This window comes from Chloracidobacterium sp. (assembly GCA_016711345.1).
Lineage (GTDB): Bacteria > Acidobacteriota > Blastocatellia > Pyrinomonadales > Pyrinomonadaceae > OLB17.
This window is the reverse complement of sequence record JADJTD010000001.1, coordinates 284477-301122: the sequence shown is the minus strand read 5'-3', so window position 1 is coordinate 301122 and position 16646 is coordinate 284477. Positions and strand designations below refer to the sequence as shown.

The window sequence follows — 16646 nt, the reverse complement described above, 5'->3', positions numbered from 1 at the left end:
ATAGCATTTTGCACAAGGCGCGCACGTAAGAGCGGTGCATTCAATGTTGAGTGTACCGCCCTTACTTACGTGCGGGCTTTTGCAATAATAGTTAGGCTGATTTTGCTGTTGCTTCCATATCCAACCGCCAACGTAGCACGGGTTTGCGGGCTGCGGTCGCTTCGTCGAGGCGTCCGATCCGCGTTGTGTGCGGTGCGTCGATGACGAGTTGCGGGTTTTCTTGAGCTTCCTGATCGATGTCTTTCATTGCTTCAATAAAAGCATCGAGATCTGCTCGGCCAACTGATTCGGTCGGCTCGATGAGCATCGCGCCTTCGACAACGAGAGGGAAGTAAACGGTCGGCGGATGAAAGCCGTAATCGATCAGCCGTTTGGCGATGTCGAGCGTGACAACGCCCTTTTTCGACTGGTTTTTGTGCGAAAAGATAGCCTCGTGCATACAGTCGGATTCGAAGGGCTTGTCGTATGTGTCTTTAAGCTCGTGCGAGACATATCTTGCGTTCAACACAGCAGCTTCGGTAGCTTCCTTCAAGCCTTCGGCACCGTGTGTATAGATGTAAGAAAGTGCACGAACCATCATTCCAAAATTGCCAAAGAAAGCTTTGACGCGGCCGATCGAGTGGGGATAGTCGTAGTTAAGCTTATAGGAATCGCCGTTTTTTTCGATTCGCGGTGTTGGCAGAAACGGTGCAAGTTCAGCCGAACATAGGCAAGGACCGCAGCCGGGACCGCCGCCGCCGTGAGGCGTAGAGAAGGTTTTGTGCAGATTGAGATGGATCACATCGACGCCCATATCGCCGGGACGCGCAACGCCGACAAGAGCGTTCATGTTCGCTCCGTCCATGTAAACGAGGCCGCCGGCGGCGTGGATCGTGTTGCAGATCTCTTGGATGTTTCGCTCGAAAATGCCACAAGTATTTGGATTTGTAAACATTACGCCTGCGACGCCGCCTTCGTTACAAAGTTCGCGAAGATGCTCCATATCTGTTAATCCGTCCGCCGTCGCCCGGATGGTCTTGACCGTAAATCCTGACATCGCGGCAGACGCCGGATTTGTGCCGTGAGCTGATTCGGGAATGAGCATAACGCGGCGGTCTTTTGAAGCCTCGCCGTCACGCTGATCAAGAAACGCGCGTATGAGCATAACGCCCGTCATCTCGCCTTGAGCACCGGCCGCAGGCTGCAGCGAAATTCCGGGCAAACCGGTGATCTCGCAAAGGTCGTTTTGCAGATGATATATCAGTTCCAACGCTCCTTGCGTTTCTTCTTCAGGTGCAAGCGGATGCAAACCTGCAAAACCGCCGATACGAGCGACCTTTTCGTTGAGCCGCGAATTGTATTTCATCGTGCAAGAGCCGAGCGGATACATTCCAAGATCGATCGAGTAATTCCATGTCGAGATACGAGTAAAATGTCGCACGACATCAACTTCAGACACCTCCGGAACTCCCGTTAGATCATCATCGCGACGTAAATCCGCGGGCAAAATATTGTTAGTTTCCGGAACGTCCAGCTTTGGCAAACGATAACCAACGCGGCCCGTCTGCGAACGCTCGAAGATCAATGCCTCGTTTTGCGTGGGATGTTGTGTGACTTTCTTAATGCTCATAAAAACTATTTCTTTCCGTTCCTGACCGGGAGAACGCCGCCGATAACTGCGATTATTATAAAAACCGGCACTACAGAAATCGTTATTTCATCGGGGTCCAAAGATTATTCATTACCTATATCTAATATGCTCGGTATTTCCTCAGATCTTTCATTTTTCTTAAAGACCTTATAAACAGTCCACACAAGCAAAACTGGAAAAAGGAGAACGAAAAGCACTAAACTAAGTAGCAATAGCGTGTCGATCGTCTCATGATCCATATGAAGTCCTAAGTGGATTCATTAAGCGCCGACACGAAATTATCAATCTGGTCACGGGTGTTAGTTTCCGTAACGCAGACCAGAAAATCGTTATCGTGACTGGCGTAATATTTCGACAATGCCAAACCGCCAATTACACCGTTTTCAGTTCGCATTTTTTCCAATATTTCAGTCGCGGGTCGCGGGCCACGCATGACAAACTCATTAAATTTTGGCGCCGAGAACGGAAGCGAATAACCGTCTATTGCGGCGATCTGTGTTGCGGCATAGGCTGCTTTTTGAGCGTTTTGCATCGCGACTTCCTGCAGGCCTTTTTTGCCCATTGTTTCCATGTAGATGGTTGCGGCGAGGGCGATCAAACCCTGATTTGTGCAGATGTTTGAGGTCGCTTTTTCGCGGCGGATGTGCTGTTCGCGGGTCGAAAGAGTTAGTACGAAACCGCGATTTCCGTTCTTGTCGTAAGCCACTCCGCAAAGGCGTCCAGGCATCTGGCGGACAAATTTCTCCTGGGTTGCAAACAGCCCGACGTGCGGACCGCCGAAGCCCATTGGAATTCCCCAAGATTGACCTTCGCCTACGACGATGTCTGCTCCGCATGAGCCGGGAGATTTTAACAAACCAAATGAGATCGCTTCGGTCACGACGACGACAAGCAACGCGCCGACGGCGTGCGCAGCGTCGGCCAATGCTTTTAGGTCTTCGACACAGCCAAAGAAATTTGGTGACTGAACGACGAGCGCTGCGGTTTGGTCATCGAGAACCGACAGGTCGGCGATGCGGCCAGATGTTTCGTCAAACGCGACCTCGACGATCTCTGCGTCGCCGTGTTGGGTGTATGTCGCAGCCACTTCGCGATATTCGGGATGGACGCTGGTGGCAACGACGATCTTGTTTCTCCGTGTCACTCGCTGCGCCATCAGATAGGCCTCAGCCATTGCGGTCGAGCCGTCGTACATCGATGCGTTCGCGACTTCCATTCCCGTCAGTTGGCAGACGAGCGTTTGGAATTCGAATATGTATTGCAACGTGCCCTGCGCGATCTCGGGTTGATAAGGCGTGTACGACGTAAAAAATTCCGAACGCTGTATCAGATGATCGACGATGGTGGGCGAGAAATGCGAATACACGCCCGCTCCGAGAAACGAAGGTTTTGTCGCGGCAGTGTTTTTCGCGGCCATCGTTTCCATTGCGGCGATGACTTCGCTCTCCGCAAGTGGATCGGTTACGTTGAGCTTGCGTCCGAGCTGGACCTCTTTTGGTATCGAGCGAAATAACTCGTCGGCTGAATCAAGGCCAACAACGGCAAGCATTTCTGCTCTTTCTTCGGGGGAATTTGGTATATATCTCATCTAATAAAAACGAACTAGCTGCGAAACTAAGATGATAGCAAAATAGCAAATCGATTTCGAAAACGGGTGTGAGATTTAGCTATTTGGGAAGAAAAAAGACGGCATCGGACGTAATGCCGATGCCGCCCCGTATGGTTCCAACCGCACAGCTATTTTGCTACTGCCAGAATCGCTGTTGCTTCTTGCGCCAGGACTCCTTGAGCTGCCATATCGGCGTCGCCGACAATTTTTGCGGCGGCTTTGCTCTGCAAAACAGATTGGCTGCTTGTGAGAAGTATTAATTTGAAATCAACCTGTGACTCATAGTTTCGACTTGCAGACGAATCTGTATTCGTTACCTTGCCAAACAGGCCGCCGATCTTGCTGGCTGTCGATTGTTTTAACTTCGAGATATCGCTCGTCAAAATATAATCGCAGTTCAAGGCTTTTGCGTCGGCCTCGGAATTTACCGCGACCGCCTCGACGTTGCCTACAGTTAATTGTCGTATCAAATACGCTTGTAAATTTGTTGTCGAGACGATCTCATTGGTGCGATTTGAAGGTGCCAATACTCCGATGCGTTTTACGCCTGCTTTCTTTGGTCCGGGAGCAGCGCTTTTGTAGGCCGAAGACGGATCGTTGTTCGATGAAGAAGTTTTCGGCAGATCGTCGTCGTCATTTCCTCCGCCTTTCATCACCGCTGAATAGTCTGGTGTGCCGTACAAAGCTTGCGAAGAACTTGCCAGCGTGTAGTTCGTCGGAACGTTGAAAAGAGCATCGTCGAGCGTTGCCTTCGAAAATTCGATCGTTTCCGTGGAGGTCGTAAACGCTTCACCGCGGCCGCCGGTGCTGATAGTTTGCGTCATCTGCAATGCAAAACCGAGTTTGCCGGTTCCGGTTGACTTGGTGATAATGCGATCCTCGCAGCCGCGCGGTTGCGGACTTTCGGGTGCCATCGGGCTTCTCGGTCCAGGCGTGAACGGACACGAAAAAAGCGGCAGATCGACATACCAGCCGTCGGTCTCGATCTTCATGTCCTGCTTTGAACAGGCGTCGGGTGAAGATACCACGGTCATCGAGGTTTTGATGTGCCGAGCGATCAGACCAAACATCTGTTTGCGTTCGCCGGTGTCGGTTATGGACGATGTGTGAGTTACAGTGCCGCCTTTTGTCGCTTTTCCTGCTGTAACCGGTGTTTTTCCGACGGGAGCGGCGCTTGGTTCGCTCACGGCTGTGGAGTCTACATAATAAAGCTTCTTCTTGTCGTTGACTTGAACGGTGCGTTTTAGATCGCATTGCTCGATCGTCGCAACGTCATTTGTCATGCCCATCATTCCGCCGTTCTCTGTCCGCTTTCGCGAGCCTTTTACATAGACGGTCGATTCCATATTATGGCCGCTCATTGAGGTGGTTTGTTTGATCTTATAATTTTGAGCGAACGCCGCTGTCGATCCTAGCCCTACAATAATTGCAAAAAATATCGGTCTTATAAATATTTTCATGATCCCTTTACTCCTTAGTAGAAATACAAAACGAAAAAAGGCCCGGAGATGTTCTCCGAACCTTTTGAATAATAAAAGCGAAACATAGTTGCGAAAGGTTACACCTTTTCCATTTATCAAGCACTAGCGGCGAGGTACTCTTCGTATTCAATTGACGACAACATTGCGTCGGCTTCGAGCGGGTTGTCCATTTTAACCTTGACCATCCAGCCGGAAGTATAAGGTTCGTTGTTCACGTTTTCGGGAGCGTCATTGAGGCCGTCGTTTACTGCGACAACCTCGCCGGCGACCGGCATAAAGATCTCGGACACGGCTTTGACCGATTCGACCGAGCCGAATGCCTCGTGCGTCGTGAACTTATCTCCGACTCGCGGCATATCGATGTAAACAACATCGCCCAGCGCATGCTGTGCATAATCGGTGATGCCGACCGAAACGGTGTCACCGTCAACTTCGACCCATTCGTGGTCTTTGCTGTAACGTAAATTTTCCGGAATATTGGACATAATTTTATAGAATACTACCCTTGCGATCTCCTAAATTATCGCTATTTCTGCCGTTTGTAAAAGGGAGTAGGCACGACCCGTGCTCTTAAATGCTTACCTCTAACATCAATTTTAATTTCTTGTCCAATATTTGCAAATTGAGGAGGCAAAAATGTAAGGCCGATGTTCTTTTTGAGGAACGGAGCAGGCGAACCGCTTGTGACCTGACCGACTTTTTCTTCGCCGATGTAAACATCATAGCCGTCGCGGGCAATGCCCGGCTCGATCATTTCAAAACCCGCTATTTTGCGAGTCAGGCCGGTTTCCTTTTGTCTTGTCAAAGCGGCTGAGCCGATGAACTCGCCCTTTTGCAGTTTCGTGATCCAGCCGAGGTTGGCTTCGAGCGGCGTGATGTCGTCGCCGAGTTCGTGGCCGTAAAGCGACATTGCGGATTCGAGCCGCAAAGTGTTTCGCGCGGCGAGGCCGCAGGGAAGTATTCCTCCATCCGAACCGTAATTGCCTGTTTCTAACAATTTGTTCCAAAGCTGCTCGGCGAATTGCGGTGCGGCGTAAACTTCAAAACCGTCCTCGCCTGTGTAGCCTGTGCGTGAAATGATTGACTCGACGCCGTGAACGCTGCCTTCGGTAAAGTGATAATAGCCGATCGCGGAAAGGTCGGTTTCGGTAAGTTTTTGGAGAATACCGACAGCGTTCGGACCTTGGACAGCGATCTGGCAATATTCCGCCGAAGCGTTTCGCATTCCCAGATCGTCATGCTCGGAATGGTGCGACTTTATCCAATCCCAGTCCTTGTCAGTCGTTCCGGCGTTTACTACCAGTAAAAGTTTTTCCGGACCGAAGCGATACACAAGGAGATCGTCAACCACGCCGCCGCCGACATTTGTCAACGCGGAATAATGCGCCTGCCCGTCAACGAGCTTTGTAACGTCGTTGGTCGTAAGGCGATTTACAAAGGGGATCGCGTCTGGGCCTTCGACCCAGATCTCGCCCATGTGCGATACGTCGAAAAGCCCCGCGCGAGTGCGGCAACGCATATGCTCTTCGATAACGCCCGCCGGATACTGGACAGGCATATCCCACCCGCCAAAATCAACCATCCGCCCGCCAAGTTCCCGATGCTCCGCATTGAGCGGAGTTTTCTTTAATGAAGTTTCTGACATAAAAGAGAAGTGTAGTTTAGAGGTATTGAGCGGGCAAGTTAGAAAGTGTATATTGCAGTTAATGGGGCCTAATTCAAAATGAATATCTTATGTAAACAGGTGTTTCTTGTGGTTGTGCTAACCCTTGCAATGGCAACAGCAGTTTTTGGACAAAAACCCAAAAGAGATATTACACAGTATGACAACGGAGTTCATATAGAGTTCGGTTTTGGATACAGGCCCGCCGAACTCACAGAGTTCCGTGCCAAGCTTCGCGACTTCATATGGACGCATTTCAGCGAAAAACGTCTGGGATACATTAAGACAAGCTCCTATAGCCGCGAAGGCGATTCAACCATCGAAGAAATTTTTATTGAACCGGATAAGAAAGGAGTTTGGCGCGTTGTATCGAACAGTACGTCCTCGTGTTGCACTCTTCACCCTCCGGCAAAAATTAAGCGACAAACCAAGACTTATTCAATTGTTGAGCGTTGGGAAGCTGAGTTCGATATTTTTGGTGGTAAGCCGACCCACCAAGGTAAACAATTGCACGATAACGATCAGACGAAAGCTGGGCAATATTGTCTCAAATTAGGAAATAAATCGAACAAAAACCCTCGGATATTATAAGTTGCGGTTGTTACTAGCTTAACAACCCTGTCAAAAAAGTAATTTACCGTGATCCAAGTAAAATAATCCCTCCTTTCGCATTTTGGAGACGCTGAACTGTCGCACGAACCGCAAATTCGGCGTCCTTATTGGCAAAAACGAGGCGCTTGTAGCCAAAATCACGGTACATGTCGGCAAAAGCAAGCTACTTCTCGACAAAAGCAAGTTGCTTATTGGCAAAAGCAAGCTATTTCTCGACAAAAGCAGGTTGCTTAATTGCAAAAGCAAGCTACTTCTCGAGAAAAGCAAGTTGCTTATTGGCAAAAGCAAATTGCTTATCAGCAAATTCACGGCGCACATCGGCAAATGAGCGGCGCATATTGGCAAATTCACGGCGCACATCGGCAAATTCACGGCGCACATCGGCAAATTCACGGCGCATATCGGCAAATGCGCGGCGCATATTGGCAAATGCGCGGCGCACATTGGTAGATTCAGGGCGTTTGGACGTATTTGATCCTTACTTCAGCTTAGAAACTGAGGCGATGATGTCGGTGCACATTTCTATTGAATCCATTAGGATGCCTTTTTCGCGTTCGTCTTTGGTGGTTTCGAGTGCGGCGTTGAGCGGGGCTTTGTAGCGTTCGGCGGCAGCGGCTAGTTTGCGGACGGCTTTGGGGAAAAGGTCGGAGAAGCCTTTGGGCTTTTTATCTTTTGCGTCCGGGTCGATGACCATTGAATCGGGCCGCGATGAGAGATTGTCGATGTCGTCTATCGCTTTTTGCAGGATATTCTTGATGTCGGCGAGTAATTCGATACGTGTGCCTTCAGGAGCTTTGCCCCATTTGTCCGATTCCTTGGACGATATCTTCGCTCCGCCAACGTCTATCTTTAGCACAGCAAAGCGGCGGTCGATTGCCTTTGTGAGGATATCGATGCGCAGGTCGATCTGCTGGCCGTCGCGGATCAGTTCGATCTCTTCGTCGGTCAAGTAGTCGCGGCTTTGAGCATGGGCCGAAAGTGAACAACTAACAGCGAACAGCGAACAGTAAAGAAGAATGCGGATGCCGCGCTTCGCAATAGTTAAATAACTGTTCACTTTTCGATGTTCACTGTTCACTTTCTTCTTTCCTCCGGCAAAACTGTGTCGTCAAACAGCGGTTCGATCGCCTTGTTTCGGGCTTCGCGGATGTAGGTCATGAGGTCGCGGACATATCCTTCGTATCGTAAGGGAAGTTCGCGGCGGATCGTCTCAATCCGAGGCAGAACCGCTCGAAGGCTCAACTCCAGCCGCTTGTAATTGTCGAGCGACCTGTTTTCGCCCAAGTCCTGTTTCTCCAAAAACGCAAGCGAGTATTCTAAAAGCCCTCGAAAATAACCCAACTCGCGAAAAATGCCGTCAAAATCATTTGCCGTATTCCGCTTTTCGGCAGCATCGATCCGCGAACGCATCATATCGACGGCCATTTTAGTGCGGTCCTTGAGATCGATCATACTGTCGAGGCGCTTTCGATCTTCTTTTGTAATTACCTTCAGCGGCGGCGGCGCGGGTTCGTCATCCTGTGCCGAAACCGAAGGCGTTAAAAGTAAAGAGTAAAAAGTAAAAAGGCAAAGTAAGAGGATCGGCGAGAGACTACCAATCCTAGTCTCAGCTTTGCCTTTTAACTTTTTACTTTTGTCTTCACTCATTTCTTTATTTTCTTCAGAACGGTCGGAAGACGTAAATTCACCTTTTCGATATCTAATTTGTTAGCGACCGGATCGGCAATGCGCACATAATGCTGATAATTAGCGGCCGCGTCTGCATACTCTTCTAAACGGTCATGCGTGATCGCGAGGAAGAAATATGCAGCAGCCAAATTTGGCTGTTTTGTCGTTAGCCAGGTGTATTCCGCCTTAGCTTCGCGAAAACGCTTTGATTCAAACAATGCTGTTGCAAGATTAGCATGCGCAGTCGCATTTTCAGGAGCAATTTCTATGATCTTGCGTAGAACATTGACTGCCGCGTCAAATTGTTTTGCCTGCACTAGTGCCGCTCCGAAACCGACTGCGTAATTTGCATTTGTCGGCTCTGCCTCGGACGCGCGGCGGCAAAACTCGAGGGCCTTTGTCGGATGTGAGATGCGATAGGCTGAACAAAGCCGGCCAAGAATAACCGGATTCGTTGCATCGGTTTCAAGTTGTTTTTCGAGATCGGCTCTGAATGTGCCGTCGGAATTTCCTCCAGCGAGCAATATCTTTGTGTTTAGCATTTTCAGCGACTCGGAATGTGGAGAAACGGTCTCAATCAGTCTGGCGGCCTCTTTTGCCTTGACCACGTCGCCGTCTTCAAGCGCCAAATCCGCCATCTGAAAGAGTGCGTTGCGGTTCTTTGGATCGGATCTTAACGCACTGGCAATGCTCGATCTGGCGTCTTTATTCTTGCCAAGAGCGATCTCCAATGCGGCACGTGCAGACCATATAGAGGCGGTCGGATTTGCCTTCGATGTTAGATATGTCACCTTTCCCAGCAGATCGGTCAAGACAGCGGACGAGGCTTTTGTTTTCAGCCGCAGATCGGTCAGTGCCGAAAGTGCCAGTGAATTTTGCGGCTCAAGTTCGAGAGCCTTTGTGAGAATGCGATCGGCTTCAGCGAATTGACCGCTTTGAACCAAAAGCGAGCCGAGAGCGGTGATCGCCAGTGTCCACTCGGCTCGTAGTTCGACTGCCTTGCGAAATGATCTTTCTGCAAGAGCATTTTGACCAAGAGCAAGATACGCAACGCCGCATTGATATTCGGCCTCAGGAAAATTCGGCTCGATCTCAAGAGCTTTTTTGTAAAGCTCGATCGCTGCGGCGAGATCGCCCTTTTCGTGGAGATCTTGAGCACGATTAAAAACAGCTACCGAATCCGCAGGCTCATCTTCCGTTTGTGCGAATATACTGGAGGGAAAATTGAATAAAAGCCAACCAAGCACAATTGCTGTAATGATCTGGCGGGAGGGGAATCGTGTTGATGAAGGTCTGTGCATTTATGCAAAAAGTGTATCTAAAATATTAACACCAACCTCATCAAATTGACCGATTTTTTTGTTTTTGCGGCTGGACAAGTTTTTATTCTCAAAGATTTGCGTTCTCTCTTTTCAGTGGGTTAAGATTCTCAATTGAACGCGAACCACAATTGGGTTTTCCTGCCGAAAATGATCGCAACTATTTACGAGATTTCCCTGAGACCGGTTGCTAAAGAAAGTAAATCAGGCTGAACCGGTTACTGTATTCAGATGCGGGACTGAGGCGAATTGTTGGATGCACTCGATTTAGATACTATATATAAGAAATACAAACCTAATAAAGGTTTAGAGTTGGAGAATTATTATAAATGGCAAATCCGATGGCTGATGAAATGCGGCGGTTTAAGGGCAGCGACGAAAAGAATCCTTTCGAAGCAATGAGCGAGCGGTTCGACCGTGCGGCAAAGTTGCTCAATTTGGAAGAGGACCTGTACGCCGTGATGCGTGTTCCGAGCCGTGAATTGAAGGTCTATATCCCGGTCAGAATGGACACCGGGCATATACAAGTGTTCGAGGGCTTTCGCGTTCAGCACAATTTTGCACGCGGACCTGCAAAAGGCGGCATTCGCTATGCGCCGGATGTGTCGCTTGATGAGGTCAAGGCACTGTCGGCGTGGATGACCTGGAAATGCGCTGTTGTCAACGTGCCTTTCGGAGGCGGAAAAGGCGGTATTATTTGTGACCCGCACCAAATGTCGCAGGGCGAGATCGAGCGAATGACACGGCGCTACACTTCGGAGCTTATTGATTTTATTGGGCCGGATAAGGACGTTCCCGCTCCTGATATGAATACCGGCGAGCAGACCATGGCTTGGATCATGGACACCTACTCGATGCACATGCGGCACACTGTTAATGCTGTTGTTACGGGTAAGCCGGTCGCATTGGGCGGTTCGCTAGGTCGGCGAGAGGCCACAGGGCGCGGAGTTTTGTTTACCGTAAACGAGGCGATCAAGCGATTCAACCTTACTCCGGAGCAAACGACCGTAGTTGTTCAGGGATCAGGAAATGTCGGCGGCATTGGTGCCGAGTTAATGCATGAGAAAGGTTATAAGGTCATTGCCATCTCGGATGTTGCCGGCGGCATCTATAACCAGAACGGGCTTGATATTCCAAAGGTCATGGAATATCTCGCAACTAACAAATCGCTTGAAGGCTATCCTGACGCGGATAAAGTAGATAATAAGGCACTTCTCGAGATCGAATGTGACGTTTTAGCCCCATGTGCAACGGAAAATCAGATAACGTCTGAAAATGCTGACCGCATCAAGTGCAAGATACTTGCCGAGGGTGCGAACGGCCCGACAACGCCCAAAGCTGATAAAATACTGCATGATAAAGGGGTTTTTGTGATTCCAGACATCCTTGCAAACGCCGGCGGCGTTACTGTTTCCTATTTTGAGTGGGTTCAGGACCGTATTGGATACTTCTGGTCGGAAGCCGAGGTCAACGCACGCCTCGAAGATAAGATGGTGGCTAGTTTTAACGAACTTTGCCATTATGCAACGAAACATGATGTAGATACACGTACGGCGGCATACATGCTCGCGATTGACCGTGTTGCGTATGACACGAGAATGCGTGGAATTTACGCTTAGGCGAAGCAGGTAGTTATTGATAAGGCTTGATTTTCGCGAAGATGTAAGATAAGGTCTTAACTGGGAGAATTAAAGTTATTCATTGACTTTAAGGTGCTACTCCGTTATAAACTTAACGTGAGATAAGGACTTATCTTATTTTTAGCCACGTCTTTTGTGCGTGGATAATTGGGCGGCTTTATAGAATTAACTTGAGAAGACGGTTCTCGAAGCTGCGTATTGATATTAAATTTTTTCTTTTTGGCGGAGGAATGTGATGAAACTGGCTATAAGAGCGTACATCGTTACTTTGATTTTATTAACGCTTGTATTCGCGGTATCGGCCCAGAAACGGTCCGACAAGGACGATCGAAATACGGCCCCGACTGTTGGGGTCGGTGGATCCGTAGGCGGCCCAACGGGCTTGTTTACGGTTTATGATGGGCAAACTCTAAGAAAGGGTGAGTACACGTTTAGTGTTGCATACAACAACTATGACCGTGATCCGGGTGATGTAGATATTACCTCGGTACCTTTAAGCTTTCAGGTTGGCGTTACTGATAATCTGGAATTATTTTTTACAACTGAGGGCTGGCGTGGGGTTAAGGTTAACGCACCGAGAAATATTTCGGGATTTTATCTTCCGAACTCACAAGTTCGAATAGACGGATCACTTACCAGTCCGCCCGCGATACTTTTGGGCAACGGTAATTCAACGATCTTCCGACAGGCAGGTTCTCCGTTCGTTCAATTTCCATATACCAGCTTGGGAACGCCCCGTCCAGGTGGGGCAGCAGACAATTTCCCGAATGTTGGTTCTATTTACGGAAGCATTCTTCCTGGAATCGTACTGAGCACCCAAACGCTCGGCGGCGGTGAAGGCGACGGTGAAGTAGTTGTTCCTGTCACATTCACTACGTCTCCTTCCTATTTCAGCGATGCTCCGTTTATCAACAGAACATACGGCACTTCCTCATTCAACACGATGGACTTCGGTGCTAAGTGGAGAATGAACAGCAATGAAAGTGCTGTCGGCTACGGCTTGATCGCATCCTATCGCTGGTATCTCGATACCGCTGATAGTTTTTCAGGCTTTAACATGATGCAGCGTGGTTCGGGACCCGGTGCAAATTGGGGCGATGTCAATTTGACGTTTTTTGCTGATGCAAGGCTTCACGAGCACATCAATCTTTCGGGTAATGTAGGCTACACCTACACGACGAATCCGAAAGGTTCTTTTGGTGGTTCAGACTACACTCTGCTTGACCGTGCCGATGAACTTCACACATCGATCGGTGCTGACTTCCCTGTAAACAAGCACTTGCAGTACATTCTTGAATTGCGGTCGCTTTACTATGTAGGCGGACATACTCCGAATGCATTTGAAAGGAATCCGCTTGATGCTCTTGCAGGTATTCGCGTTTTCCCGCGTAGATGGTGGGGATTTGGAGCGGCTTATAGAGCAAATCTCAATCAGCAGGGCCCAAGGAGTTTTGGTGACACACCGATCCCGAGCGGTTTTACTGCTTCTACAGATCCGAGTGGTTATGTTGGTCAGTTCTGGATCGGACGACGTGAGCCGAGAGCGACTGCTGAAGTTAACAAACCGGCAAGTGTCGATTCGGTTAGCCTGAGCGATACGGTGATTACACTGCCTTGTCCGGCTGGAACGAAATCAAGATCAGGCTCTTGCAACGACAACAAAACAGTTAGCGTCTCGACAAAGGCAAGCGACCCTGAGAACGACGTCCTTACCTATAACTACACCGTTTCAGGTGGACGTGTTATTGGTTCGGGTTCAAATGTTCAGTGGGACCTCAGCACTGCACAACCGGGAACATACACGATCACGACAGGTGTTGATGACGGCTGTGGAGTTTGCGGCAAGACCAATACTCAGACGATCAAGGTTGAAGAATGTCCGGATTGTATACCGGACTGTTCTTGCCCGACCCTTACGGTTAGCGGTCCTTCGGGCATAACCGCTCCGGGCCAGTCGATGACGTTCGTTGCGAACGTAAGCGGCGGCAGCGGTGGCGATCCTACTTATAACTGGACTGTTTCGAGTGGAACTATCTCGTCAGGCCAAGGTACATCGAGCATCATGGTTGACACAACCGGAGTAGCTGCTGGCGGCAATATTACTGCTACAGTTGATATCGGTTCTGGAGACTGCGGATGCAACGGAACGGCGTCGGATACGGGCAGTATTGCACCGAAACCGGAGCAAATTCCTGTAGATGAATTTGGTCCTCAGAAAGATGATGAGGTCAAGGCTCGTGTTGACAACTTCTATATCCAGTTGAACAACAATCCGAATGCTCAGGGCTACATCATCAATTACGGAACACCTGCACAGATCAAGGCTCGCAGAGCTCAGATCATGAAGGCGATCAACTTCCGTAAATATGACGCAAGTCGTGTAACCTTCGTTGACGGACCGGATAACGGAAGCGGTATAAATACCAAATTCTCCGTTGTCCCTCCGGGAGCTGAGAAACCGACACCATAACAGCTTTGCATCTTAATTGATGCGAACATCTTTAAGCGGTTGAGGCAATTCATCACTGAGCCTCAACCGCTTTTTTCTTTCCTGAGGCCCGCACGTTTAGTAACGACGATATACTCAAGCTTGAATGTATCGTCTTACTAACGTTCGGGCTTCTGCACTTGATAGGCCACTACGATTAGTCTTGAGTTAAAACACATTTTCTGCTAAGTTGTATATGTAACTCACAATGCGGCAAAGTTGCCGCCCAGCAGGAAATACAAACTTCGCATTTTGCGCAACGCGCAGCAGCTTTTTGTCATCTGACCTTCTTAGGGAACCGCTTACGGCTTACCCGATCCTCAATAATTTCATTTCCTGAGAGTCTGAACTAGGAATTTCAAAATATGTTAAAGATTACGAGTGGAAGATCCTTCTTTTTGATCATTTTGACCTTGGCTCTTTTCAAGGTTTCGCTTGTTGCGTTTGCAACCTCACCGGTCGATTCGGTCGAACCGGAGAAGTACGGCAATTGGGAAGTTGTCGGCCCGAGCGGAGGCGACGTTCGTTCGATCGCCATTGACCCGAGAGATAAGGACCGTCTGTATATCAGCACACTGGACGGACAAATACATACATCATCTGATGGAGGCCGTTCGTGGCGTTTGCTTGTCAATCTCAATCAGCCAGAGTTGATCCTCGACAATCTTCTTGTCGATGCGGTCGATTCCAGGATCATTTATACGTCTGGCCACAGGCATAAGGCGCCCGGCGGCTTTTTCCGTTCGACTGACGGCGGTGCCACCTGGAAAGAGGCGAAGGAATTAAAAAAAGAGCCAGTCTATGCGATGACGCAATCTAAGTTCGATCCAAAAGTGCTAATGGTGGGCGGTGCGGATGGCATTTGGGTTTCCAAAAATTCAGGTGCCGACTGGGATAAGATCACGTCATCGACGATGCCGATAAATGTCGATTGTCTTGCTATCGATCCGCGGAATGGAACCACTATTTATGCCGGCACTTGGTGGCGAGCGTATAAATCGACTGACTCAGGTAAAACTTGGCGCTTGATCAAGGACGGAATGATCGACGATTCTGATGTATTTGCAATTGATCTCGATCCGCGAAACCCCGACCATATTATTGCTTCAGCTTGCAGCGGCATTTATGAATCTTTTAACGCCGGTGAAAAATGGGCAAAAATACAGGGCATTCCTTCGCAGTCAAGACGTACCCGTGATATTATGCAGCATCCCTCGACACCGGGAATGGTGTATGCGGCAACTACTGAAGGTTTTTGGATGAGTTCTAACGGCGGCAAAGCGTGGTCGCTAACGACACAGCGCAATCTTGAAATAAATTCGATCGCCGTTCATCCGAGTGAGCCGAACCACGTATTTATTGGTACGAATAATTATGGCGTGATGGTATCAAATGATGGCGGCCGCAGCTTCTCGCAGACAAATACCAGCTTTTCGAGCCGCTTTACCTATTCCATAACACCTGATATTAGTCAGCCGAATCGTCTTTATGCTCTGACCCATAATGTTGCCACGGGAGGTGGTTTCTTTTTCACAAGCAGCAACGGCGGCCAAACCTGGTCACAGGCCAGAAATTTTGACGTAGGCCGCGTGCGGCCCTTTGTTGTAAGACAGGATAAGGCGAATCCGAACAAAATGTATCTGGGTACAAACATCGGACTGTTTACTTCGATTGACCGAGGCGATTCGTGGACACAAATGACTGCGGCAAAAAGTCCGGCCAAACCGAAGTCAAAACCTGTTGTTAAAAAGCTTGTAAAACGAACGGCCATTACAGCTAAGGTAACAACACCTACAATACCGACTGCCTCAGCATTACGGCCCACGATCACTGAAAAGATCAAAATGCTTGAGGTCTTACCTGGCGGGCGAGGCGGCATACTTGCCGGAACAGACAATGGACTTTATCGAAGTTATGATCCTGCTAAAGGATGGGAAAAACTCTCGTTCCCATCTGAGATGAGCAGCAACGTATTTGCTATTCATGTGAATGCTGCCCGGCCCGATACTATTTGGGTCGGTACTGCAACATCGGGCGTGATAGTTTCACAGGATGCGGGCAAGACGTGGAACAGGGTCGGCGGTGCGGTTAACGATGTGCCTGTCAGTTCGATAATGTCCGATCCCGTTCGCCCTGATAATATCTACGTCGGAACGATCCAGACGTTCTATGTCAGCCGTGACAATGGGCAAACGTGGAATCGCCGCGGCGGTAATCTTCCGCTTGGCAATTTCACGAGCATTCTCATAAATCCAAATAACAGTGAAGAGATACTTCTCTCAAGCTCGCTCGAAACTGACGGCGGCATTTTTATTTCGACCGACGCGGGAAATAAATGGAAACGCGTCGATACAAAAGATATAAAGTTGGCCAGTAGACGGTTTTGGGGAATGTCGTTCGACCCACAGGATCCAAACCGTATATATGCGGCTACTCATTCGTCGGGCGTGTATCGTATAGAACGCAAGGCCCCTACTGCTGTTGTTAGTTCGGGGAGCAATCCGCCGGCCGGAAATTAGCTAAATCTAAATCACTG

General features: G+C 49.2%; 13 protein-coding genes. 4 read left to right on the top strand and 9 right to left on the bottom strand.

Features of this window, described 5'->3' with window-relative positions; translation table 11 throughout:
• Nucleotides 1-91: 91 nt before the first annotated feature.
• The 5 genes from gcvPB to gcvT form a co-directional block, all read right to left on the bottom strand.
• On the bottom strand, nt 92-1609 hold the full coding sequence (gene gcvPB, locus IPL32_01275) for an aminomethyl-transferring glycine dehydrogenase subunit GcvPB (protein MBK8464438.1): 1518 nt from the start codon (nt 1607-1609) through the stop codon (nt 92-94).
• Between the two features lie 268 nt (nt 1610-1877).
• Nucleotides 1878-3218 carry an aminomethyl-transferring glycine dehydrogenase subunit GcvPA gene (gene gcvPA / locus IPL32_01270; GenBank protein ID MBK8464437.1) on the bottom strand — a complete coding sequence of 447 codons (1341 nt, stop codon included), beginning with the start codon at nt 3216-3218 and terminating at the stop codon, nt 1878-1880.
• 149 nt (nt 3219-3367) lie between these two features.
• Nucleotides 3368-4699 carry a hypothetical protein gene (locus IPL32_01265; protein ID MBK8464436.1) on the bottom strand — a complete coding sequence of 444 codons (1332 nt, stop codon included), beginning with the start codon at nt 4697-4699 and terminating at the stop codon, nt 3368-3370.
• 116 nt (nt 4700-4815) lie between these two features.
• Entirely contained in the window at nt 4816-5205 is a 390-nt protein-coding gene (gene gcvH, locus IPL32_01260) for a glycine cleavage system protein GcvH (protein ID MBK8464435.1), read from the bottom strand.
• A 41-nt stretch (nt 5206-5246) separates the two neighbouring features.
• The gene (gene gcvT / locus IPL32_01255) at nt 5247-6365 is read right to left on the bottom strand and encodes a glycine cleavage system aminomethyltransferase GcvT (protein ID MBK8464434.1); all 1119 of its coding nucleotides are present in this window, start codon (nt 6363-6365) and stop codon (nt 5247-5249) included.
• 78 nt (nt 6366-6443) lie between these two features.
• Between gcvT and IPL32_01250 the strand changes: the two genes are divergently transcribed.
• Nucleotides 6444-6974 carry a hypothetical protein gene (locus IPL32_01250; protein ID MBK8464433.1) on the top strand — a complete coding sequence of 177 codons (531 nt, stop codon included), beginning with the start codon at nt 6444-6446 and terminating at the stop codon, nt 6972-6974.
• Between the two features lie 268 nt (nt 6975-7242).
• Here IPL32_01250 and IPL32_01245 read toward each other — a convergent pair whose 3' ends face one another.
• Genes IPL32_01245 through IPL32_01230 form a run of 4 tightly spaced genes read right to left on the bottom strand, consistent with a single transcriptional unit; the run spans nt 7243 to nt 9964 of the window.
• Entirely contained in the window at nt 7243-7437 is a 195-nt protein-coding gene (locus tag IPL32_01245; protein MBK8464432.1) for a hypothetical protein, read from the bottom strand.
• 36 nt (nt 7438-7473) lie between these two features.
• A complete protein-coding gene (locus tag IPL32_01240) occupies nt 7474-8073 on the bottom strand; it encodes a hypothetical protein (GenBank protein ID MBK8464431.1) in 600 nt (199 codons plus the stop codon).
• Complete coding sequence (locus IPL32_01235) at nt 8070-8642, bottom strand: hypothetical protein (GenBank protein MBK8464430.1); 573 nt, start codon at nt 8640-8642, stop codon at nt 8070-8072. Before IPL32_01235 ends, IPL32_01240 begins: the two co-directional genes overlap by 4 nt.
• The gene (locus IPL32_01230; GenBank protein ID MBK8464429.1) at nt 8639-9964 is read right to left on the bottom strand and encodes a tetratricopeptide repeat protein; all 1326 of its coding nucleotides are present in this window, start codon (nt 9962-9964) and stop codon (nt 8639-8641) included. Before IPL32_01230 ends, IPL32_01235 begins: the two co-directional genes overlap by 4 nt.
• Nucleotides 9965-10311: 347 nt before the next feature.
• Between IPL32_01230 and IPL32_01225 the strand changes: the two genes are divergently transcribed.
• The 3 genes from IPL32_01225 to IPL32_01215 all read left to right on the top strand — a co-directional run bounded on the left by IPL32_01225 (nt 10312) and on the right by IPL32_01215 (nt 16629).
• Nucleotides 10312-11601, top strand: coding sequence for a Glu/Leu/Phe/Val dehydrogenase (locus IPL32_01225; protein MBK8464428.1), 1290 nt, complete (start codon nt 10312-10314; stop codon nt 11599-11601).
• A gap of 256 nt (nt 11602-11857) precedes the next feature.
• Nucleotides 11858-14092 (top strand): hypothetical protein, encoded by a 2235-nt coding sequence (locus IPL32_01220; protein ID MBK8464427.1) that lies wholly within the window; start codon nt 11858-11860, stop codon nt 14090-14092.
• A 383-nt stretch (nt 14093-14475) separates the two neighbouring features.
• Complete coding sequence (locus tag IPL32_01215) at nt 14476-16629, top strand: hypothetical protein (protein MBK8464426.1); 2154 nt, start codon at nt 14476-14478, stop codon at nt 16627-16629.
• Nucleotides 16630-16646 lie beyond the last annotated feature (17 nt).